21 protein-coding genes are annotated in these 23,594 nt (G+C 50.1%); 8 read left to right on the top strand and 13 right to left on the bottom strand.

The features are described from left to right. Positions 1-68: 68 nt before the first annotated feature. The 4 genes from WBJ47_RS14430 to WBJ47_RS14415 are packed head-to-tail and all read right to left on the bottom strand — an operon-like array spanning position 69 to position 5,938. Complete coding sequence (locus WBJ47_RS14430; RefSeq protein WP_422246220.1) at positions 69-1,301, bottom strand: HlyD family efflux transporter periplasmic adaptor subunit; 1,233 nt, start codon at positions 1,299-1,301, stop codon at positions 69-71. A gap of 24 nt (positions 1,302-1,325) precedes the next feature. Then, entirely contained in the window at positions 1,326-3,635 is a 2,310-nt protein-coding gene (locus WBJ47_RS14425; protein WP_422246221.1) for a type I secretion system permease/ATPase, read from the bottom strand. Positions 3,636-3,637: 2 nt separating this feature from the next. Further along, on the bottom strand, positions 3,638-5,302 hold the full coding sequence (locus WBJ47_RS14420; protein ID WP_424585386.1) for a TolC family protein: 1,665 nt from the start codon (positions 5,300-5,302) through the stop codon (positions 3,638-3,640). Beyond that, positions 5,303-5,938: a LuxR C-terminal-related transcriptional regulator gene (locus WBJ47_RS14415; RefSeq protein ID WP_422243854.1), complete on the bottom strand. Its 636-nt coding sequence runs from the start codon at positions 5,936-5,938 to the stop codon at positions 5,303-5,305. Between the two features lie 271 nt (positions 5,939-6,209). Between WBJ47_RS14415 and WBJ47_RS14410 the strand changes: the two genes are divergently transcribed. Both WBJ47_RS14410 and WBJ47_RS14405 read left to right on the top strand, forming a co-directional pair. Next, on the top strand, positions 6,210-6,689 hold the full coding sequence (locus WBJ47_RS14410; protein WP_422243855.1) for a BLUF domain-containing protein: 480 nt from the start codon (positions 6,210-6,212) through the stop codon (positions 6,687-6,689). 49 nt (positions 6,690-6,738) lie between these two features. Further along, positions 6,739-7,176, top strand: coding sequence for a universal stress protein (locus WBJ47_RS14405; protein ID WP_424585385.1), 438 nt, complete (start codon positions 6,739-6,741; stop codon positions 7,174-7,176). Here WBJ47_RS14405 and WBJ47_RS14400 read toward each other — a convergent pair. Further along, positions 7,173-9,761 carry a cation-translocating P-type ATPase gene (locus WBJ47_RS14400; protein ID WP_422244051.1) on the bottom strand — a complete coding sequence of 863 codons (2,589 nt, stop codon included), beginning with the start codon at positions 9,759-9,761 and terminating at the stop codon, positions 7,173-7,175. The two genes, WBJ47_RS14405 and WBJ47_RS14400, sit on opposite strands and share 4 nt — an antisense overlap. 116 nt (positions 9,762-9,877) lie before the next feature. Between WBJ47_RS14400 and WBJ47_RS14395 the strand changes: the two genes are divergently transcribed. Further along, entirely contained in the window at positions 9,878-10,306 is a 429-nt protein-coding gene (locus WBJ47_RS14395; RefSeq protein WP_422244052.1) for a carboxypeptidase regulatory-like domain-containing protein, read from the top strand. Positions 10,307-10,354: 48 nt separating this feature from the next. Here the strand turns inward: WBJ47_RS14395 and WBJ47_RS14390 are convergent, their stop codons facing one another. The 4 genes from WBJ47_RS14390 to WBJ47_RS14375 form a co-directional block, all read right to left on the bottom strand. Then, positions 10,355-11,008, bottom strand: a complete 654-nt coding sequence (locus WBJ47_RS14390; RefSeq protein ID WP_422244053.1) for a BON domain-containing protein — start codon at positions 11,006-11,008, stop codon at positions 10,355-10,357. Positions 11,009-11,125: 117 nt separating this feature from the next. Continuing rightward, positions 11,126-12,553: an aspartate ammonia-lyase gene (aspA, locus tag WBJ47_RS14385; RefSeq protein WP_422244054.1), complete on the bottom strand. Its 1,428-nt coding sequence runs from the start codon at positions 12,551-12,553 to the stop codon at positions 11,126-11,128. Between the two features lie 72 nt (positions 12,554-12,625). Continuing rightward, the gene (locus WBJ47_RS14380) at positions 12,626-13,750 is read right to left on the bottom strand and encodes an alpha/beta fold hydrolase (RefSeq protein ID WP_422244055.1); all 1,125 of its coding nucleotides are present in this window, start codon (positions 13,748-13,750) and stop codon (positions 12,626-12,628) included. A 1-nt stretch (position 13,751) separates the two neighbouring features. After that, complete coding sequence (locus tag WBJ47_RS14375; protein WP_422244056.1) at positions 13,752-14,717, bottom strand: Bug family tripartite tricarboxylate transporter substrate binding protein; 966 nt, start codon at positions 14,715-14,717, stop codon at positions 13,752-13,754. 173 nt (positions 14,718-14,890) lie between these two features. Between WBJ47_RS14375 and WBJ47_RS14370 the strand changes: the two genes are divergently transcribed. From WBJ47_RS14370 to WBJ47_RS14355, 4 genes are all read left to right on the top strand, one after another. Next, complete coding sequence (locus WBJ47_RS14370; protein WP_422244057.1) at positions 14,891-15,862, top strand: NAD(P)/FAD-dependent oxidoreductase; 972 nt, start codon at positions 14,891-14,893, stop codon at positions 15,860-15,862. A 47-nt stretch (positions 15,863-15,909) separates the two neighbouring features. Next, complete coding sequence (locus WBJ47_RS14365) at positions 15,910-16,725, top strand: ion transporter (protein WP_422244058.1); 816 nt, start codon at positions 15,910-15,912, stop codon at positions 16,723-16,725. Positions 16,726-16,872: 147 nt separating this feature from the next. Then, positions 16,873-18,165: a hypothetical protein gene (locus WBJ47_RS14360; protein WP_422244059.1), complete on the top strand. Its 1,293-nt coding sequence runs from the start codon at positions 16,873-16,875 to the stop codon at positions 18,163-18,165. A gap of 1 nt (position 18,166) precedes the next feature. Further along, a complete protein-coding gene (locus WBJ47_RS14355) occupies positions 18,167-18,955 on the top strand; it encodes a thioesterase II family protein (protein WP_422244060.1) in 789 nt (262 codons plus the stop codon). Here WBJ47_RS14355 and WBJ47_RS14350 read toward each other — a convergent pair. Continuing rightward, positions 18,933-19,151, bottom strand: coding sequence for a hypothetical protein (locus tag WBJ47_RS14350; RefSeq protein ID WP_422244061.1), 219 nt, complete (start codon positions 19,149-19,151; stop codon positions 18,933-18,935). The genes WBJ47_RS14355 and WBJ47_RS14350 overlap by 23 nt on opposite strands. A 90-nt stretch (positions 19,152-19,241) precedes the next feature. Between WBJ47_RS14350 and WBJ47_RS14345 the strand changes: the two genes are divergently transcribed. Then, entirely contained in the window at positions 19,242-20,096 is an 855-nt protein-coding gene (locus WBJ47_RS14345; protein WP_422244062.1) for a hypothetical protein, read from the top strand. Between the two features lie 16 nt (positions 20,097-20,112). Here the strand turns inward: WBJ47_RS14345 and WBJ47_RS14340 are convergent, their stop codons facing one another. The 3 genes from WBJ47_RS14340 to WBJ47_RS14330 all read right to left on the bottom strand — a co-directional run bounded on the left by WBJ47_RS14340 (position 20,113) and on the right by WBJ47_RS14330 (position 23,587). Further along, complete coding sequence (locus tag WBJ47_RS14340; RefSeq protein ID WP_422244063.1) at positions 20,113-20,967, bottom strand: prohibitin family protein; 855 nt, start codon at positions 20,965-20,967, stop codon at positions 20,113-20,115. Between the two features lie 77 nt (positions 20,968-21,044). Next, entirely contained in the window at positions 21,045-22,664 is a 1,620-nt protein-coding gene (locus WBJ47_RS14335; protein WP_422244064.1) for a cyclic peptide export ABC transporter, read from the bottom strand. Positions 22,665-22,717: 53 nt separating this feature from the next. After that, complete coding sequence (locus WBJ47_RS14330; RefSeq protein WP_422244065.1) at positions 22,718-23,587, bottom strand: YcjF family protein; 870 nt, start codon at positions 23,585-23,587, stop codon at positions 22,718-22,720. Positions 23,588-23,594: the final 7 nt, after the last annotated feature.

Here is a 23,594-nt window from a genome sequence, read left to right as displayed (position 1 = left end):
TATGACAAAGGTTATAATTTGAATAATCATATGGGGATAACCAATTGATCTATATAAAAAAAAACAAATCAGCGTTCCCTGAGTGCTTCTGAGACAGCTTGAAGAGGTCTGAACAAATAGGTCAAGATGGTTTTTTGACCCGTCTTGATTTCAATTGAGGCCGTCATCCCTGGCACAACGGTCAACGTGCGTCCATTGCGTTCGCGATTTTCATCCGTAATGCGCACGAGAATCCTGTAATACCCTTCTTCGAGATCGACAGGATTGGTGCCAGGTTTACGATTTTTGTTTTCGTCTTTCATGGTGTCGGGACTAATGTGCTCAAGCACCCCTTCAAGCCCACCATAGCGATTGAAATCAAAAGCCGTTAGCTTGACCATGACAAGCAAGCCAGGGTGCAGATAAGACACCTCAGAGGGTTTGACATATCCCTCCACGAGTAACTCCTCATTGATCGGAACAATCTCCATGATGCTTTGACCCGCCTGAATTACGGCACCCATCGTAGTGACCTGCACATTTTTGACAATGCCATTCATCGGTGAACGAATCACAGAACGCGTATAAGCATCCTTTCGAGCCAAGGCGTTTTCCCGCACCTGCGCCAAGTCTGCCTCGACACGCACCAACTCATTATTGGCTTCCGTGAAATAACGGTTTCTCCGCTCCGCAATCGAGGCATGCATATCTGACTGTTGTCGATTGAGTCTCAGTAATTCAACCTGAGAAATGACGCCCTGACCGACCAAAGGCTTGATGAGTGCAATCTCTCGGCTCAACGCCTCAAGTGACTGCTTCATGGCCTCGATTTGCTCGTCTAAGGCTTGCTTACGCGCGAGATAGGCTTGCTCCTCGCGGCGGATCAAGATTGGAAGCGCACTGACCTCGGGCGGGAATTCCAACGCGGTGCTGTACGCCTCTGCTCTCAACCGTGCCGCTTGCGCAACGAGTGCCAACAACTTTTCCTGCGCTTCTCGATAAAGCGGACCGGAACGCGCGTCATCGATACGCAGCAAAATCTGATTTTTTTGCACCGCATCACCCTCTTTGACATAGAGCTCGGTCAAAACGCCGGGATCAAGACTCTGGATGACTTGCTCGCGGCTCGAGGGGATCACTTTGCCATTACCCTGCGTGATCTCATCCAGACTAAAGTTCGCCGCCCAAACAAGAGCCCCAATAAATCCGAGGGCAAGCAGCCAAATTAGATAGCGGCCGGCGTGACGCTCCTCAAGTGCGTTGTGAAAGCCATGCATGGTGTGCATGTCATGCTTGTCAATTACTTGCGTGTTCTTTGTCATTTTCTACACCTTAATGTTTGAGAGTCAGGACGCAGCGCCTGGGAATGAACCATGGCCACCATTCAATGTCGGCTTCAACGCGCCATTGCTCTGTGCCAGGTCCTGCTCAATAGTGGCCGTTTTGCGGCGACGCGTCGTGGTCTTGACGCCAACCGACAGTTTCTTGATCACCTCTTCGCTGGGACCTTCGATCATGAGTTCACCGCGTTCGAGCACAGCCAGACGATTGGTCCATTTGAGCAAGGGCATTCTGTGTGTCGCCAAAATTAATGTGCGACCTTCCAACCACTGCCCCAGAACCTCAATGACCTTGGCTTCGGAGTTTTGATCCATATGCGAGGTCGGCTCATCAAGAAAAACGTAAGCGGGATCACGCAGCATCATGCGGGCAACCGCCAGCAATTGACGCTGTCCACCCGACAGTCCCCCGCCTGCCTCAGTCAGCGGCATATCGAGCCCACGGGGATGGCGTGCGACCATGCTGTAGAGGTCAAGTTTATTGAGCACATCGATCACTTTGGAGTCGCTCAGCCAACTATCCGACAAGGTCAGGTTTTCGCGCAGCGTACCCATAAATAGCTGTGGATCTTGACCGACATAGCCAATCCGCGCGCGGAGCTCGGCTGGATCGATCTGGTGCATATCGATGCCATTGATCAAAATACTACCGGCTGTCGGGGTGTAGAGACCCGCCATTAAACGCAACAAGGTACTTTTTCCACTGCCCACGCGTCCTAACATTCCCAAATGGTCACCGGCCTCCAGAGAGAAGGACACACGATTGATCACAGGAATCTTATGTTCGCCGGGATAAGCAAATTCGACGTCTTTCGCAGCGATCCCGCCCTCAAACTGATCAGGAACAATGTAGCGACGATCTAGCTCGCGATCCCTCGGACGCTTCATCAGACCATCTAGCGTCTCGAGCGAAGAAACCGCTTGCTGATAGCGCGCGGCCAGGGACATCACACTTCCCAAGGGCGCAATCGCGCGACCTGCCAAAATCACTGAAGCGATCAACCCACCAAGAGTCAGTTGATTCGCCCCAATCAAATACACCCCCCACACTACCATCGCGACTGTCACGAGGTGCTGCATCATGGTGGTCAGACCCAACATCATGTTGGTCATGGAGCGAATCTTTTTGTAGGAATCTGCCGCCGCGAGATTAGAGTGTTCCCAGCGACGCTGGAGATAACTTTCGGCGTTATGGGCTTTAAGCAATTCCAAATTGAGCATGGACTCAACTAAAACACTTTGCTTATCACCAGACTCCTTCATGCTTTGACGCATCGCCCGCATCAGCGGCTTTTGCGCCAGTAAGCCCACCACAATTAAGACGGGTACAACCAACGCCGGAATCCAAGCCAGCGGTCCCGCCACAATCCCAATGAAGGCCACAAACAAAATAATGAAGGGCATATCGGCCAAGAGCACCAGTGACGCCGAAGAAAAGAAATCCCTGAGCGCATCAAAGTCCCGCATCGAACTGGAAAAGATTCCAATCGATTGCGGACGATGCTCTAACCTGATCGTCATGATTTCTCGCAGCAACGTCGAGTTGATAGCCAAGTCGGCTTTTTTTCCACCTAGATCGACTAAATAGGCCTTGAGCCAACGCATCGAAAACTCAAGCACGATAGCGATAGAGGTCCCAATGGCGAGGGTCCACAACGAGGTATACGCCTGAGTGGGCACGACACGGTCATAGACATTCATCGCGAAAAACACCACCGCGAGCGTCAAAATATTGGCGACGACACTCGCCAACATGGACTCAACATAAAAGCGTTTAAAACGCCAAAGGTTGCTCCAGAACCATTCAAATGCCTTTCCTCGAAAGGGCACCATCTGCTGCGCACCCTGATGGCTACTGGCTTTGACCATCAGGACATCGCCCGATGACAAAGCAACCAGCTGTTCCATAGGCATTAACACTTCGTTCATTCCGGACTCGGCCATCAGCACTTTGGTCATTTTTCCTTTTTTTCCCACCATCACGCAGGCACGACCGTCGACCAAGGGGATGATGACAGGCATGACGTAACCCGGGATTTCGGCAAGCTCATAACGCGTCCAGGTGGCTAACATGCCATGCATACGGGCTAAATCCGGGTACGAATCTGGAGGAATTCGACCAGAGTCATCCAGAGAAAACCCCGTACGCAGCGCGGCGAGATGCGCCGGTCGATCAATGATTTTCGCTAACAAGGCAAAACACACGAGTATCGGATCAGCGTGCTCATAGGTTTCGCGATCTCGATCTAAATCAAGATCGCTCGGGTGTCCCTCAGCGGGATTCACAGTAACGTTGGCTGAAATTTTTTCACGCATGACTAATTCCTTTGCTCAAGATTGAGACCGCTCAAGGGTGGCAAACTGCCTGTGATCGCAGCACTGCGGAGAGGCTGACGATCTGACTTCGTTCCGCTCGCATCCTCAGTCATCCAGACGGGATAAGCAGTTGCCGTCTGTTGGCCTTGACTGTTCGAAGGTTGATGAACTGCTGTCACTGAAACGTGGTCTTTGGTGACGGTGGTGATGTTGAACGTTCTGGCCTGAGTCGAAGATGCTGCGAGGGTGTAGTCGTTCGCGAGTTTGCCCATTGCCGCTAATACCCGCGCACGCGAGACCGTGGCTTCATATTTCGCATTCGCTGCGTTGACTTGATAGGTATAGAGATCGTTCTGTACATTGAGCAAATCAAGTAAAGATCGGCGGCCCACCTGAAACTGTTGCCAATATCCCCAAATCAAGCCTTTGGCTGTGTTGACCTGTGCCAGGCCCTGAGTGCTTCGGCTTTGTGCAGACAGCCACTCCGCCCAACTGACTAATAAACGCTCTCTGAGTACCAGACGAGTTTCAGCCAAGCTATGCTCGCTCGCTTGCAACTCAGCCGCAGCGGTTCCCACCGCGCCATAGGTCGCCCCCCCTTGAAAGATCGGCACAGACACCACGACCTGGGTCAGATAACTGCCCTGCCCCAAACCTTGAGTGGTTTGTTTCCCATACGTCAAATCAACTGAAGGACCATATTGAGCACGGGCACCTTTCAACGTCGCTTGCGCGGCATTCACCAGCGCAATCTGTCGACTGATGGAGGGATGGGTATCGTTCAGTGCAAGAAGCGCCTCCTCTGAACTTTTCGGATTCACCCCGACAACAAAATCCAGACCGGAAGGTTTTTCAGGCAAACGCCCCAACAGCATTCGATTCAATCTCTCCTGCGCAATCGCAAGGTCCGCCGTCGACTGTTTCAAAGCAAGCTCAGCGTTCGTCAAACGAACCTGAGCTTGGGTGTAATCAATTCTGCGACCTGAATCCTCCGCAACAATTTGACCAATATTGCCCAGTATGCGTTGATGCTGTGCCAAATTATCTTTTGCCAGTCGTACCATGTCTTGTTGATGCGCCCAGTTGAGATACCCTTCAGTCGCCAATAGCGCCACATCATCGCGCGTAATGCGCTGCTGCTGGCGACCCGAGTCCGCAAGAGCCCGAGAGCGCTCGACGCCTGACTGTATCCTCCAGTTTGACCAGAGATTCATACTGACAGTTGGTGACTGAATCCAGTTGTTCGAAACCTCACTCGTGCCATACGCACTATATGTGCCTGTCCATGCAAGCTGCGGCCAGTGTGCACTTTGCGCACGGATGATGTCTGATTCCGCCGCAGTGACGCGCGACTGTGCCGCCAAAATAGCGGGATATTGTGCAAGCGATATCAAGACAGCCTCATGCAAACTCTGCGCATGCGCTTGTTGATCGCTCAGCGCGAACAGTGTGGCGGCCGAGACCGCGAGCATTGCGATTGAACTAAAACCATTTTTTCCTAACTGACGACTTTTGGAACCGTTCTTTTGAAGGCCTTTCTCCCTGAATGAAAATTCAACACTTTTTTTTCGCAAACGTTGCTGCATGATTTCGCGCTTCCTTCGCTCCCTGAGGCGCTCGTTTTCAACGTATTCAAATTCTTGCGGATCGAAGTTGTATTTAGACATTTAAGCCATCCCATTTTTTTGCATATACAGGACAAGCTCCATCCGTCCTGTGATATCTAGTTTTTTGTAGATGTGATGGAGATGCAGCTTGACAGTGCCTTCGCTGAGAAAAAGCTTGGTGGCGATTCGTTTATTGGGCCACCCCTCAAGCACCATCTTGGCCACGCTCAACTCACGAGGCGTCAGAACAGCTGTGATTTTTCCGTTTTGCTTTTGTCGGGCCACCATATGATTCACCGCCGAAGTCGCCAGATCTTGGTCGAGCCACTGCTGGCCGGTAGACACCTTTTGCAAACAAAGCGTCAAATACTCTTCGCCCTTGTCTTTTGAAACCAACCCAGCAACACCGAGATCGATCGCCTTCATAACCTCGCTGATGGCTGCGCTCGTAAAAATCACGGTCTTGGTGCCGTTTCCACAGTGCTGTACATCTTGAAACAACTGCAAACCGCTTCGCTTGGGCATGCACAACTCAGTCAACAACACATCTGGATGACAGGTTGTGACTGCTTCAAGCGCTTCATCACCATCGTGGGCAAGTCCTTTGATTTCAAAAGCGGGATTGTTTTGAAATATTTTTGAAATGCCCAACAGCGTCATGGGATGGGGATCTGCGATTACCAAACTGATAGACATAGACATACCCCCTTTGAATCAATCATTCGTTCTTTAGGTAGCGACCGATCGAACTAGATCAATCCACCGAGAGGAGAAAGATTAGGGACTTTTGTAGAGATGACGAATACGTGCGAATGCGTAAACAAAATACGCATTAGCAACAGCCGCTACTGATTTACAGGAGATAGAAATAAGGATTTTTAGGTATTTGTGTTGAACAGGACTACGTCAAACTGTGGTCTCCAGATCAATCAAGCGCGCGATCGCGCCAGTTCAAAGGAGTCAGACCATGAATCAACTACCGAGAATCAGTAGCGACTTGTTTAGCGATATCTTGCGTCAGTCTGAACCGCCCCCCCTCGCGCGACTGGGCTATGTTGGCGAATGCACGGCCGGTCTGCGAACAGCACAATTAATGAGTCTGTATTTCGACTCGTATCAGCGTGCGATACAAAACGGACTCCGAGGCATGTTTATATGCGACGGAGAAAAACTGGGCGGCGTGATTGAGGGAGATCATTCAGCCGTCAACAAAGTATGGGCGATGATTCAACATGATGAGCGAAATCACAATATTCATCTGTTTGAACAAAATGAAATATCCACACTTATTTATGATGGATGGACCATGCATGTTAAGGACAGCTTCATCCTCAATCTGATGTATCCACAATGTAATTGTCCGATCCGCGACACAGACAACAGCACAACGGAAGAAGTACTTGGCATGATGCATTCGTACGCCACTTATCTGCGTCAAGCGAACTGATTTTCCATTTTTCCTAAAGCCTTTTCATAACAACAATGAAGGAATCAACATGTTTAAACATCTATTGGTACCCATCGCAAGTGAAGAAATGATCAACAAAACTTTTAAACATGTCTCTCGTTTGGTCAAAGAGGATCAGGCACGGGTGACCTTGGTTCATGTTTCAGAACCTATTCCACTCTACATGTATGAAAGTAGCGCGTATGGCTTTCAAGCGGCAGAGGAAAACCATAAAAATAACTGCGAAAACTATGCCAAGAAACTGTTCGATCTTGCAGCCGTTGAGTTAGGAAGCACAGTGAAATGCGATGTCTGCCATCTCTACAATGTCAATGTCTTTGAAGGCATCGTAGAGGCTGCAAAACTCTCAAAGGTCGATGTCATTTTGATGGCATCACACAAGCGAACGGGGCTAAAGGGGCTGTTCATGGGCAGCGATACCAACGCGGTGATCAAACACACGAAGCTGCCTGTCTTAGTGATTTAGGTGCAGTTTGATCCTCGGAGAGCGTGCGGTTTCCTGGGTGAAAGGAACCGCACCAGTTCAAGCCACAATGTACAAACGACCAAGACGATGCATAAAACAAGAATTTCTTGCATGGACAATGGTGCAAGCTTGAGCACTTCACGCAATGATGGCAGGGCAAATACGACAATCAACACAATGACCACGGCAATAGTCAAACGCTTCATCCATCTATTAGGTACTGAAAACCCCAAGAGCAATGAACGAGCGTGATTACGATTAGCCAAGATGATCAACAATACGCTCATCAATAACGCCACCATCACGAGGGTACGCGTGAGGTCTTGTGACCAACCTGTCAAGTCAAGCCACGCATAAGTTACTACGAGTGTGACCGCGATCCCAAAACCCTGCCATAGAGAAGGGAAAATGGCGCGAAGTGAAAAGGGTGAGTCACCCAGTGCTCTTGGTGGTCGCGCCATCAAATCGCTATCTTCAGGCTCTGATTCAAACACAAGCGTACAAGCGGGATCAATCACCAGTTCGAGTAAAACAATATGCGCGGGCATCAAGAGCATTGGCCAATGCAGTATTGGTGGAATAAGAGCGAGTGCGATGATTGGTACGTGAACGGAAAAGATGAATCCTGTCGCTTTTCGAATATTTTCATCAATCTTACGACCTTGGGCAATTGCTTTCACAATGCTGACGAAACTATCATCCAATAAAACCAGTGCAGCGGATTCGCGTGCAACATCCGTGCCACGTTCACCCATTGCGACACCCACATCGGCGGCTCTTAATGCAGGTGCATCGTTTACACCATCACCTGTCATCCCGACCACCTCACCCGACATTTGCAGTAATTTAACAAGCCTAAGTTTCTGCGAGGGCTTGAGTCGTGCGCACAAACTCAAAGTTTTTAATCTTATTTGTAAGGCCTGATCGCTCAGACCATCGAGCTCAGATCCCGTCAAACTGTCGGGATGCTCTGACAGCCCGATCTTACGTGCAATCGCCACGGCTGTTTCCAAATGGTCACCTGTCATCATCAGGACTCTGATACCTGCCCGCTGACACTGGGCTAACGCGTCTGGCACCTCGGGTCGGGGTGGATCCTCGAAACCCACCAACCCAACGTATTCAAAAATGAAATCGCGCTGACTCGCCGGCCAAAGCACCTTTGACTCACCGGAATGAATTGTTGAATCTCTCCAGTATGCTCGCGCAACCCCCAACACCCGCAAACCACAAGAGGCCATTTCAGCCACTTTCTTATGTTCTGCCTCCTGTTCAGAGGATGTCAGTTTACATAGTCCGATCACAGCCTCCGGAGCGCCTTTCGTCGCCAACAGATACTCATGTGCCTGCTCAGTTTTGTACACCCTTGTCATCGCAAGCAAATCCGCCGATAAAGCGTAGTCATAGACGGCATCTTCTCCCGACTTGATTTTCACATCATTCAGCCACTTTTCTTTCACTTGCTCTTGTTCGCAATAGGTCTGCAGAGCGCGCTCCATCGGGTCAACGGTGTCTTGGATGCTCGCGTGCAAGGCACACCATGCGACACTTGCTGCGTCACCATTTATTTGCGCGACGGACATACGATTCATGGTGAGCGTTCCTGTCTTGTCTACCGCGAGCACCGTAATACCTCCTAAAGCCTCTACCGCCGTGACGCGTCTGGTCAACACCTTTTGTTGCGCCAGACGCCATGCACCAAGCGCAAGAAATACAGTAATTACCACGGGAATTTCCTCTGGCAGAATAGCCATCGCAAAGGCGATACCCGATAAAATACTCGGCAACAGCGGGGTCTGATTCCACCAGATATTCAGAATGATTTGCGCAAGCGCCAAAAACAAAGCAAGCGAACCTAGCCAACGAATCAATCTGCGAGACCTCTGCTGCAACATCGAGGGCACCTCGTTGACACTTGAAAGGTCAATACTGATCTTGCCAACAGCAGTCTTTTGTGCTGTCGCAATCACCCTTGCTCGACCATATCCTTTAGTCACAACTGTACTGGCATACAGTTGCACGTCAACAGAATCATTTTTTTCTTGTGTAAGTTTAGTGACGGTGACCGACTCCCCAGTCAGGAGTGACTCATCTACCTCGAGACTGCCCTCCAACAAGTACGCATCTGCCGCAATACGATCGCCTTCGCGTAAAACCAATATGTCATCGCACACCACCTCAAGACCTGGTATACGCTGTTCAACCCCGTCTCGAATGACCAGTGCACGCGGTGCTGAAAGTGCACGTAACGATTCAAGCTGACGCTGCGTTCGACTGTGCTGAAAAATCGTCATCGCCATAATCAGAAACACGACCGCCAAAAGAAAAAACGCTTCACCTCGATCGCCGAGGGCGAAATATAAACCTCCTGCCGAAAGAAGCATTAGAAACATTGGTTCCGTCACGACCTCGGCGACCAGCCTGAACGCACTGACTGGCACACTACCTGGCAAAAGATTTTGCCCATCACGACGCAAGCGATCTGATGCCTGAATCGAACTCAAGCCTGAATACTGAATCGTTTCAAGTGTGCTTTTGGACGTTGAATGACTCCCTTGACGATCGTGCTCAGGACTGGTCTGCATGGGTATCTCTCGTTTATCACACCCCTCAGGCGATATACAAAAATCAGCCCTCGGATGAATTTAATGTGCCCGAAAAAAACATCAATATGATCCCTTTTAAACCCAAGGAGTTCATCATGCAACATTTGACTAAATTTTTAGTTGCGACCGCTGCAGCATTCATTTTTTCCAATGGATATGCGCAAGCACCCATGCCAAAGATTCAACAATATGGCTCCACGCAATATGTATCGGGTGGTTTTGGTGTGGATGAATGCAAGGCCTTGCAGACTGATGCATGCAATTGGCCACTACAGTTGATGTTTTCTGAGGTCCCGAGGGGGAAAACGCAAGGCGCTTGGGTGTCGGATGTCGATCTTAAGATCATGGACAAAGCCGGTAACGCGGTCCTTGCGACTATCACTGAAGGACCAATCTTACTGGTCAAACTTCCACCAGGCACCTATACCTTGACGGCAAACTATCTTGGCAAACTCGCGATGCGAACGATTACGATTCAGGACGGACGCAATCACACCGAGTCCGTGTACTGGGTCGAAAAGTAATCATACGCGGTGGTTCGTATGCAGCCACCGCGTATACAAACAAGCTGATCAATAAGTAATATTCATTCTATCCACTACCTTGCGAACGCCTGGCACACTCCACACAGCACTGGTTGCCAAACGACGCTCTGGCCAACTGTGAATATTGCCTTTGAGGGTGACCTCATCTCCATTGACAACGACCTGGATATTCTGAGCTTCTATTTGCGCTCTGCGTTTTAACGCGGCCTCAATATCGGCTTTCACATTCTTGGCCGACAAGGTGGATTTGATAGAAATCAAATTAATCACGCTTTTGACGCCTTTCACAAAGCGTACGGTATCCTCTGCAGCTTCTTTAAGATAATTCCATTCAACCTCTCCCGTCAGTGTCACTAAGCCGTTATCGACCTCGACCTTGAGAGACTCTGGATAAATATACGTACTAAACTTTAAAGCGTTGCGAATCGCTGTCGCAATATCCGTGTCGCTTTGTTTTTCACTACCAGGGATATTGACTTCAATATCGATTGCCAACACCTTGACACCCGCAACTCGCTTTGCTGCCCGTTCAGCATTCCATTTTTCGGTAAAGGAATTGACATGCCCTGACAGCGTCACCACGCCGTCTTTTGCCTCAACGCCGATATGTGCGGCATTGATGGATGGCTCCCACTTAAGTTCGGTCAATACATCTTGCTGTAACTGCAGGTCGGTTTTCATGGTTTAACTCCTTGTCTGTAAAAAGAACGAACACGTTCTCAGTACATACTAGGATCATTCACCTCGCACTCACATTCACCGAACGATAGATTTTCCCTTTGCTTTATGGATAAATCCCTATCTCAACGGCAACCTTGGCATTGTCATCGACTCTGGCTTTAAGATGTCATCCAGCTTTTCTGCCGTCAATAATCCACGCTCTAATACGATGTCATAGACGCGTTTGCCTGTCACCAAGGCCTCTTGCGCGACCTCGGTCGCATGCTGATAGCCAATATAGGGGTTGAGCGCGGTGACCAGCACAATAGATCGATCGAACAGTTCTTTGATGCGCGACTCGTTTGCAGTGATGCCACGCACGCATTTATGCTCAAGCGTTTCGAACGCACCCGTCAAATGCGTGACACTTCTAAACATGGAGTACGCAATGATCGGCTCAAACGCATTGAGCTGAAGTTGACCTGCCTCAGCGGCAAAACTGATCGTCACGTCATTGCCAATCACCTCATAGGCGACCTGGTTGACGACCTCAGGGATCACAGGATTGACTTTGCCGGGCATGATGCTGGAGCCCGCTTGTACGGCGGGTAGATTGATCTCGCCAAAGCCCGCGCGTGGGCCACTCGAAAGCAAGCGCAAATCATGGCAAATCTTTGAGATTTTGACCGCGATGCGCTTGAGTACGCCAGACAGTTGAACAAAGGCGCCGCAGTCTTGGGTCGCCTCAATCAAATTGGGTGCTGTCTCAAGTGGCAAGCCTGTCAGTGCGACCAGATTTTTCCGTACGGATTGCGCGTAATCTGGGTGCGTATTGATGCCTGTGCCGATCGCAGTTGCGCCAAGATTGATCTCGCAGATCAAAGGAAGCGCTTCGCGCAGACGCAAGACATCCTCTCCTAACATGACCGCATAGGTCCGAAACTCCTGACCCAGCGTCATGGGCACAGCGTCTTGCAACTGTGTGCGCCCCACTTTTATGATGTCTTTAAATTCATCGGCCTTTATTTCAAAGGCGTTTTGCAAACTCAACATTTTTGTCAACAAGCGCTGACATCCCCGATACGTGGCGAGTTTGAGAGAGGTGGGATAGACATCATTGGTCGATTGACTCATATTGACGTCTTCGTTTGGATGCAAAAACTCATATTGCCCGCGGGTGTGTCCAAGCAACTCCAAGGCGCGATTGGCAATCACCTCGTTGGCGTTCATATTGGTCGAGGTGCCTGCCCCCCCTTGAATCAGGTCCACGACAAACTGCTCGTGCAGATTGCCTTGCAATATTTCCTTAGAGGCCGCTACGATCGCCTCGCACTTTGTCGCATCGAGCATGCCGAGCTCTTGATTCGTCAGAGCCGCTGCGATTTTGATTTCTGCCAAGGCGCGCACCAAATCAGGATAGTGAGAGATGGGTAATCCTGTGATGGGGAAGTTTTCAATCGCACGCAGCGTATGGACACCGTAATAGGCTTGGGACGGAACATCCCGGTTCCCCAACAAGTCATGTTCTTGACGTGTATTGTTTGAGTCGATACTGTTGATGCTCATAGGTTTGGCTCCGCAAGGCGATTTAAAGCAGTGCAGTGAAACATCAACGCTTCACCGCCCAACTATCCTACCTCAATCGTCCGCGTTTCGACGCAAAAACTCAATGAATAATCGACTCACTTTCTCGGGTTGCTCTTGCTGTACCCAGTGACCTGCTCCCTCGACCAAAAAGGTGCCTTGGTAACGCGTGGTCAAAGCTCCCTCGACACGTTCAAGGCCACCTGGTGTCTGATAGACACCCCAATCCTGTTGACCACCGATAAACATCGACGGAACATCGATGGTTTTACCCGCAAATACGGCTAGGTCTTTGTCGCCGGGATTCGCGCGATACCCTTGCAAACCACCTTGAAACCCCGTGCGATCGTATTCATCTACGTAAAACTTGAGCTCTGTCTCGGTGAGCCAAGTGCAGTGCGCAATCTGCTGCGCCGAAGGCATATCGGGCGCGACCGACTCCGCCATGCCTTGATCCAAATCCATCACGTAATAGCGTGGCAACTTTTCCCATTCGCTCGCAGTGAGTCCGCTTAAACGAAATGGTTTGTTGGGGGCCCAGTCGGCACTTTTCACGTGATAGTAGGCACGCAAAAAATCATGGAGTCCTTGCGTCGGATGCCAAATATTTTCATTGGCAGGCTCCGTCGCGTAATACCGCATGTAATACTTTCTGGGCGGATTGAGCTTGGTCAGGGCCTCATCAATCAGATTTGGCGGGACTGGCTTGACCATCTCGTTGGCAGTGTTAAAGGGCAAGGCCACCGGCCCACCTCTAAAAGGTGAACTCATCATCACCACCGAGCGAAAAACATCTGGGCGCATCAAGGCACACCAACCCGCCAGGGGCGAACCCTGATCGTGTCCGATGACCGCTGCAACAGTACGATGCCCTAAAGCTGCGACCAACGCCAAGACATCATGAGCCTTGTTGAGGGTACTAAACGGTCGCAAGTCATCGTGATAAGAGACGCCAGCGCCGCCACTTCGACCATAGCCACGCACATCAGGTGCCACGACGTGATAGCCCTGTTCAGCCAATGGCACCATCACCTTGCGCCAGCTATAGGCAAGCTCAGGAAAACCATGCAAAAGCACCACCAAAGGACGGCCCGGCACCTCGAAGCCAGCCTCCAAAATATGCATAGTGATGCCGTTGACATCGTGAACAAGCCTAGAGCGGACACCTGATGGCAGCATGTTAATTACGCTCTAAATTAATCGAGTCAGCCGTCTTCTTCCAAATATCGAGCTGGGATTTATTGAAATCTCCCATTTCCTTGGGTGTTGAGCTTTGCAACTCAAAGGCAATCTTGCCCAACTGCTCACGCACGTCTTTGCGCTCAGACACTTCTTTCATGGCTTTTGCGACGCGATCAACCACGTCCTTAGGTAAACCGGCAGGACCAAATAAACCGGCCCAAGGCACAATCGTCATGCCTTTTATACCGAGCTCATCAGCGGTGGGTGTCTCTGGGGCCAACGGACTACGGCTCGGTAACAGTGCCATCAAAACACGCAGACGTCCCTCTTGCACCATTTGCAACGCATTGCCTGGGGTGGCCAGCAGCACTTGGATGCGACCGGCAATCAAGTCCGCGGTTGCAGGTGCGTCACCTTTGTAAGGGACATGCACCATATTAAGTTTGGACTCTTGAGCAAACTGCGCCGTTGTCAGAATGCTGGTGCCGTTGCCACTGCCATAGTTCAACTTTCCGGGGTTAGCCTTTGCATAAGCAATCAGCTCTTTCATATTTTTGGCAGGAACATCTGCATTCACAAACATGAAAAATCCGAACTTACCCACTAAAGAAATCGGTGTAAATGCCGTAATGGGATCGTAGGGGGGAGTTTTGCGCATCGTGGGCGCCCCGTTTAAGCCTGTCGTCGTTGCAAACAGGAGGGTGTAGCCATCCGCAGGCGCATTCATCACAGCATTTCCGGCAATCGCACCATCTGCACCCGCGCGATTGTCAATAATGATGGGCTGACCCAAGCTTTCAGACAAGGCTTTCATCACAATCCGCGCGGTCTGATCCGCCGCACCCGCTGGTGGGAACGGCACAATCATGCGAATGGGTTTGTTTGGATAGCTTTGTGCAAAGCTACTCACACTCGCGCCGAGAATACAGGTCCCAAGCAATAATGATTTAAGAAGTCTCTTCATTTTTATCCTCTTTTTAATGATTGATTACCTCAGTCCGCATTGATAAACCGCCTCAAGCAAGCTGTCTACAAGGGTTATCCCCTTAATAATCCTGAGCTTATGTAATCTGACCTCTTCATCGCCCTAAAATACCGGCAAATTCGTAAATTTTCCGACCGGGTAATCATCACGCTATGTCTCAACCACGTTCTATCGCAATCATTGGTGCTGGCCTCGCAGGTTTAAGTTGTGCACAGGCACTTTCCGCCATGGGGCACCACGTTCAGGTGTTTGAGAAAAGTCGAGGCGTGGGGGGCCGCATGAGCACCCGCAGCTTTGAAGCGTGGGCGTGTGACCATGGTGCGCAATATTTCACAGCAACCGATCCCGCCTTTCAACAGCAGGTGGAGCGTTGGCAAGCGGCTGGTGCAGCAGCGCTCTGGGAGGCGCAGGTCACAAGCTTTGAAGCGGATGGCTGGCAACCCATCAAACCTTCTGTCGGTCGCTTTGTTGGCACGCCTTCCATGACAGCGCCTGCCAAACAACTCGCAAAAGAGCTGACGATTCATTTCTCAACAACGGTTGATCAGTTGCTGCGCGAGGGGTCGTCCTGGAAGCTTCACAGTAAAGAGCACGGTTTGCATGAACGAACGTTTGACACGGTCCTACTCGCCATTCCCTCCAAACAAGCGGAGGTTCTTGTTCAACCGCACTCAGCCGCCATGTATGCGCGCTGCCAAGATGCCGTCATGGCACCAAGTTGGGCCTTGATGGTGTATGCGAATGAGCGCTTGCCGCTAGACTTCGATGCCGCCTTTATCAATCAAGGGATATTCAGCTGGATCGCAAGAAGCTCAAGCAAACCACAACGCACGTCTGGAGAGGCCTGGTTGGCGCACGCCTCAACCACTTGGAGCTTGACGCATGAAAACACAGCAAAAGAAGAAGCGACCGCACTCATGGTCGCAGGCTTTGAGTCGCTGACGGGCTATCAGCCCATCACGTTCCAGTCGCACCTTTGGCGTTTTGCCCGGCTGGGGCACGCCACTCATCACGGTCATGTATTTGACGATACACTGCAACTTGGCCTATGTGGCGACTGGACCAGCACTGAAAAAGTCGAAGGTGCCTGGCTCAGCGGCCAAGCACTTGCACGCGAGGTCTGACATCGACCTACCCCTGACTGACCATATCAAAAAAGCACAAGATCATAATGACGCGAGCACACCCCTCCTTTAAAGATCGGATGTACACACTGATCTTTACAAATGAAACAGCTGCCGGACGTCTTTTTGACAAAGCCCTGATCGCACTGATCCTGCTTTCGCTCGTGGTGGTCGTGCTCGATAGCGTCGAGCATATTGCGCGTAACTTTCACTCTTTACTGTTTATTCTGGAGTGGATTTTTACGGCTATTTTTAGCGTGGAATATCTCGCACGTCTTTACTGCGCAAAGGATCGCAGAAAATACGCCACCAGTTTTTTTGGTGTGATTGATTTGCTAGCAGTCTTGCCCACTTATCTGGCTTTATTTTTTCCAGAACTTCATGCCTTGATCGATGTGCGGGTACTCCGACTCATCCGTATTTTTCGCGTATTTAAACTCACTGCTTACATGCAAGAGTACGCACATCTTGCGAACGCACTGAGTGCCAGTCGCAAGAAAATTCTGGTTTTTCTATCCTTTGTACTGATGATTGTGTTGGTCATGGGTACGCTCATGTATGTGGTCGAAGGGCCTGAGCATGGCTTTACCAGCATCCCAATCGCCACTTACTGGGCGATCACGACCATGACCACAGTTGGTTTTGGTGACCTCACACCCAAAACCGATCTGGGCAAGCTGATTGCCTCAACCATGATGCTGATGGGCTGGGGCACGTTGGCGGTGCCCACCGGGATAGTCACGGCTGAAATGTCCCGCACGCGTGGCCGTCGCCGTGATTTCACCATGACCTGCCCAGAGTGCGAGGCCGATCATCTCGACAAACAAGATCACTTTTGTCGCGATTGTGGAGCCAAGCTCTGAGACACATGCCAGATTGGTGCCAAATCCTCTCAATTACTGGCATTTAAGAGCAAGATTGTCGATATTCCGCGCTTGATCGAGATAGATACGGGAAAATAGCAGGTGATTTAAACGCACCTGCCCCCAACATTTACCGAGAAGAGCAACATGTTTAAGAAGCTTATTTTGGCGCCCATTGCTGCGGTCGTCACCTTGTCTGGATGCGCGCCCACTGGCTCGTCAACTTTCAGAGATATGTCTGCTGCCTACCGAGAGGTTCTCGAGGGCTATGCCAACGACAACGTGTTGCTCAACATTGTTCGCTCGTCAAAAAACATGCCCGTCAGCTTTCTTGACATGCCTTCTGTGATTGGTACTGGCAGTGTGGGCGTCAATGCAGGAATCGGCGGAACAGTCTTTAGTAGCGCACCTGCCTCAATCGGTGGTTTTTTCTCTGCGGACCCAAGTGCTGGATTGTCCACGTATGCCCCGAGCGTGGGACTCAGCGTCAACAGCAGCTTTAACTTTACGCAGTCTTCGCTGGATAACTCCCAGTTTATGAGCTCCTTTTTGAGCGATATTCGGCCTGAGGTGGTTGCGAGCTTGACCAACAACCAAGTCGGACCAAAATCTATTCTTTACTCGCTCGTCATTGACACCATCGAGTTGCGTGACAAGAACAACGTTGTCATTTCAAAATACTTCAATAATCCTTACTTGCCGAACTATGAAGAGTTTCAAAAAGCGCTCTACACGTTGATCGAGGCAGGTTTGAGCACCGAGATTGTGATGGAAAAGCAAGTAGTCTCGGCTCCCATGAGCGCAGAAGCCCTGAATCGTAACCTGGTCGCAGCCGTCGCCTCGCAAGCGCAACCCGGAACAATGATCATGCCCATCAAAACAGGCGGTGTGACGCAATATCAAATCGTACGCATGATGCCCACCACACGCATGTGTCTCAACAAACAAGCCGAACAAATGGTGCTGGGTCAAACTTTTGCTGAATCCGCTTTTTGCAATAGTGAAGCCGTCGGTATCCTCCCAAAGAGCGCGCTTCAACCCGCGACAGCGGCATCTCTTCGTGCTGCAGGCGTCGGCAAAGACAGCCGTCTGGTGATCAAACTGCGCTCGACTCGCAATGTGTTTGACTATCTTGGAACGCTGGTCAAACTACAAAACGGCAATCCTGCACGCCAAATCAAGATCATGAATTCGGATGCGATTGCCCTTAATCCCGCGCTGATCAACGATACGTCTTCAGCCATCCCCCTGTTTGTGGTTGAAGAGGGTCGCAGCGGTGGTAAAGCGCTCACAACCGTCTCCTACCAAGGTACGACTTACACGGTACCAGCAGACTCCAATAGCTACACCCGTGAAGTCCTCACTTTGCTGTCGCAATTATTGACGCTCAACAAAGTACCTGGCTCTATCCCTGCCTCACCCGCTGTATTGATCAAGTGATATGACAACTCCTCAGACCAAGCACTCGCCCTGGATCGTGCCGCTGAAACACTCAGCAGCCGGTTCGCCCTCTGTATTTTGTTTTCCCTATGCGGGCGCGGGCGCTTCGGTCTATCGGAGTTGGAGCAAGCTTTTCACGCCCGAAATGGATTTGTACGCCATCCAGGCACCTGGACGTGAAACGAGATTTTCAGAAGACTTTGTTTCAAGTATTCCTGAACTGGCATCCATCGTTGCCAAAGAAATTCTCAACACGACTGACAAGCCCGTCGTTCTGTTTGGCCACAGTCTCGGCGCCGCATGCGCGTATGAAACAGCACGTGCGCTTGAGCATATGGGGTGTTCACCTGAACTTTTAATACTCTCAGGTAGACAAGGCCCCGGAAGCGTTTCAAAACGGGCGCCCATTGCACACTTATCAGACACCGAGTTTTTGCAACACGTGTTGACTTACAAAGGCACGCCAGCTGCGGTGCTTGAAAATGAAGAATTAATGGAGCTGTTACTACCCTTGTTGAGAGCAGATTTTGCCCTAGCAGAGCAATACAAGCCAAGCCCAGAACCTTTACTGACCTGTCCAGTTCTGGGACTTGGATCAACCCAAGACGAATGGCTGGACCAGGAAAGTTTGGAGCGCTGGGGCGACCTCACGCTTGGGAGCTTTGAATCGCATTGGTTTGAAGGTGACCATTTCTACCTGAATCACCGTACCGCGGAGCTTGTGTCCTACGTACAAAAAAAGATCACTGCACAGATGAAAACGCGAACTACACCTTCGTTGTTGGTTTGAAATTTTTCGCGAACTGGCTGGCTGGCGCGGTGAGCGGGCGGGCACGGTCACTCAAAAATAGCAAACACAAGCCTGTAATAGCGGGTGTCACAGCAAGAGAGACCAGCACGACCCCCCAGTAACCCAAGCGACTCCAACGACCCAAAAAGCCGACCATCAAGCACAAAAGGATATAGAGAGCAGCGGTGTAGGCCATGTTTACCTCAGTCATCAAATGTTAAGATCGAAAAAACTTAAGCACGAATCAGTATTCTTATTCAAGTTTAACCAGAGAAAGACAGACCATATGCATTTGTTCAAAAAAATACTTGGTGTGATTTCTTTTGTGTGGCTAGGCGTCATCGCGCAGCCCTCGATTGCATACGCGCAAAACTCAGCGCATACAAAACAGATACTGGCTTCAGAAGTTAATCCTGAAAAAAGTCTTGCTGTCGATTTGTTAACGCTTAATGAAGACTACGATCACACCTCTAAATATGCAGTGAATTGCACAATTTATTTGTTGGACTACAAATTGATGAGTGTCAGACTCACGGTCTTGTCCACATACAAGATCAACGCCTGTGATCCCGATTTATTTGCCGAAACGACTGCAGCATCCGTAAAAGCCCAACTCGCCGCCTACGAATCGATTGATCGCATCGTCCCAGTCGGACCGCACATCCAGATGATGGATAGAAATACCAGCACCGTCTCCCATCCTTATTTGTCGATCGGACTGCTCAATTTTTCTCAAGTGGCCAGTGCATATATTGGACCACTTAAAGTGTTGAGCAATCTGAGTAACTGGAGAAAGCTTAAAAACAGAACAACAACTTACAGCCCCGTTGATATGTCTGAAAGCATTGACTATGTCTGGCTTCCTGGCTCGGTGGTCTTTACCCTCACCTCGGATCAAGGCGAAGTATTTGTCATGACGCATTTCACGCCAAACGGTTCAGGCGTCAAGATCAAGGGGATCGAACTCGCTGCCAAAGAACTTGGTCAATATTTAAATTTGCCAGCAGGTTGGCGCTACGACTTTAAGACAATCACGAAAGTTCTTTCCGTGAAACGCCAAGAAGACGTGGGTCAAACAAGTCGTCGCGTATTCGATGAATATAGCAATGCCTATCTTGCGGTGAACGCACCAATAGAGTGAATGCGATATTGATTCGTTATTTACGAATCAGTGCGCCCGCATCACCTTGGGAGCCACCCAAAATCAAAGGCATCCCACCGGTAGAGGTTCCAAACATGATGATCTTGGCATTATCTGATTTCGCCAAGTTTTCACTCGCCTCAATACCGCGATAGCGCAGATAGTTTTCCGTCATCCCTGCATTCACGATGTCCTGAAAATCCTTGATTCCCTTGGCTTCAAGCACTTTTCTACGTGCTTCTTTCTCTGCAGTTTGGAGCTTGTAGATATAGGACTCAGAAACTTGAGCTTGCGTCAGCTTGTCCTGGATCGCTTTTTGAATTTCTTCAGGAAAGGTAATGGACTCTAACTGCACTGCACTGATTCTCACCAACCTCACCTCTTTCAAACCAGGGGGACTCAGCTTGTCGATAATGACACGATCAGCGGTAATGGCGATGTCACGTACCACTTGGTTAATACCGGAAGTAAAGGCCTGAGTCGAACTTAAACGACCAAACATTTCGCGCGTCACCGAGGTCACCTCAGGAATGACCATCGTCTTGACATACTCAGGCCCCACGTACTTGTGCAGCAAAGGAACGGTCAAACGATTGACCTCAAACTGAAAGTTGAGTTTGACTTTTGATTTCAGCAAATCTGAAGTCAACACCTCAAGTTCCAAGCTCTGCACCTGAATTCGACTGTTGTATTGAGAAACGGAGTTCCAAGGCAAAATCAACGTCATGCCTTCGGGTACCAGCTCATCCAACACCACGCCACCATCCAGCGCGCGATACATCACGCCTACCGAGCCGGCGGGAACAAGCATCACAATACGCGGATACAAAATGACTGCGCCGCCAATAAACAAAAATAAAATGATCAACATTGGGATCAAATGTTCAACCACCCAATCCGATAACCTGTGATAAGTATTTCTTAAAAATCGCATCATTGTTCCGTCTATCAGGAATGAATGGGTTTGCCATTAGCCATAAACAAGACGTGATCCGCCCGATCATAGTAATGGTCATCGTGCGTGATCGCGATCACTGTCTTGCCCATCGCGCGCAACTTCGGAATAATGTTTTCGTAAAACTCTTGCCGGAACTCTGGATCTTGGTCAGCCGCCCACTCATCCAAAATCACGAAAGGACGATCCTCAAGCAAAGCCACAATCAAGGCCAGGCGCTTGCGCTGTCCAGTGGAAAATTGCAAAGAACTGAACTGACCATTTTGAATACTGACTTTGCCTTCCATTTGAAAGACCTTGAGCAAGTCCTCCATTCTTCGTACATCGTCAGCAGGCAAACCGTATAAGGTTTTAAATAAGTGAAAATCACTGAAGACGACCGAAAACATGTCTCGATACGCGCCAGTAGTCGGTTCTGAGATGGGGAGACCATTGACTAAAATCCGCCCTGCGCTCGGTTGATAGAGACCGATCAAGATCCGCATCAAGGTCGTTTTGCCAGAACCATTATTACCGCGAATGAAATACACCTTGCCTGCATCAAACTGATAATCGACCGGCCCCAAGGTAAAACCCATGCGTTTTTCCTGACCGGGATGCTGGTAGCAGACCCCCTCTAGGGTAATGCCCTTGATCTGATCGTAGCTTTCTTCACGATCGGCAGGTGCCTCTTGCGCACTCTCTGCCAAGCGTTTCGCCAGAGTCTGTAGAGTCCGGGCCGCGACGTTCGCCTGTGAAAGGTTCGGGATACTCACGATGATACCGGAGAGCGACCCCGCCAGAAACAAGGCAGTCGTCGCTGCGGTCGTGACATGTGGCGCAAAATCGGAGGTAATCGCAGGAACAACGAACACCATAATGCCAACAATCACGTACAGCAAGATTTGCAGATTATTGAAAAAGTTGGTGATGGTGACGACCAACCGACCCTTTTCTTCATTGACGTCTTTAGACTCTTTGACCATGTGGCGTGTAATTTCATACGCCCGATCAGAATTCATCTTGATTTCTTTGTAGCCACTCAAATAGTCTGCGTAAATGGCGTTGACCGAGCCTTCACGCTCAGCGACCTTTTGAAGTTGCCCCGTCACTTTAAACAACTCGGATACGCCGACTATCAAGATCAATGCAGTAGAAGCGAAAATAATCAAAAAGGCAGTCAACGACACTGTCGCCATGTACAGCGTCAAAAACAAAAGTGTGGCGATTGCCTGACAAGTGGTGACGGTGACCCCCACTGCCGATGAGACAGACTGGGTATCCCGCGCCAACACCTCCATGATGTAATTGCGTCCGATCTCGTCGATTTTTCCGAGATTTGACTTGAACACATCGCTCATGATCTTGATCTTGAAACGATAAATCAAGGTCTGTGCACTTCGGATGTTTTCGTCATTTGAACGACGTGTCACCAGCAAAAGCAACAGCAACAGCGCGGCGAAAGCAAAAAACTGCCAGGTAACAGAGTCGCCGTTCGAGACGTCGGTCGCCGCCATGTTGATCAAACCAATCAATGCCGTGTTTGTAATACCGACAAACACGGACAGCCAGATCATGCGTCGCAGTTCACGTGGACTCTCCCGACTCAAAAAGTCGAAGAGATCTGACTTCATTAGGCTACCCATATACAGTTCGCATCTAAGTCCGGTGGAGTGTGAGGCATCAATTATGCAGCGGCAGCATGTTTTTTGCTGAGAAACAGATTTTTACCTTTTTGAAACTGTTCAGCGGCATACTCTTTCATCTGTTCGCCCTTGAAACTGACGAGATTGCCGTTTGCCTCAAAATGCCTGACAAAGGTGGCGCCAATCGCATAAGTAGCGCCAAACGATAGCGCTGGCTCGACTGTCCAATTAAAAATCTGCCCCACGATGGGAACGTTTTTCATGATGGAACGTGTAATGCCACCGGCGATCGTTGAGGTCGCCGTACTTCCGACCAGACCCGTTGCAACCGCGATCGCCACCTTGTGTTCGAAAGGGATGTTGTAGTGCTTGCATAACAACTGAATCAACTTGATCTGCGTACCTGACAAGACAAGCGTATCCAAGATGGGAACCGGTGTCATGCCCGCCACAACCGCCCATTGCGACCAGGTTTTAACGATGGCCATTGCTTCGCGCTGACGATCACTTGCAGGAAGATCTTGGGCAACTGCCTGTTTCGATGCCTCAACAGCGACGTGCTCTGTGATGACTTCTGGCTCATCGTCGTGTCGTTTGAGTTGCTCTGCGAACAACGCTTCAGTTTCTTTGGCAGAGCGGCGCACACGCGTCGCAATGCCGGGAGACTGTTTCGGCAGCGGAGAATCAACAGCAATCGTGACAGTTTCCGACACAGCTGCTTGGCTGATCTTTTCTGACGCTTTCTCTTTTTTAGGTGCCCGAGTGGGCGTAGCGCGCGGCGTCCGCGCAGGTGAAACCTTTTTTACAGCCTGCTCCGCCGACACAGCACTCGTCTGATCAACTTTTAAACTTTTAGCGGTAGACGTTTTTAATGGATTTGAGCCAATCGTGTTGGGGCGCTTCGTAGCCATACATCAA

It is taken from the genome of Zwartia sp., from assembly GCF_049655405.1.
In the GTDB taxonomy this organism is placed as follows: domain Bacteria; phylum Pseudomonadota; class Gammaproteobacteria; order Burkholderiales; family Burkholderiaceae_B; genus Zwartia.
This window is presented reverse-complemented; position numbering and strand designations above follow the sequence as displayed.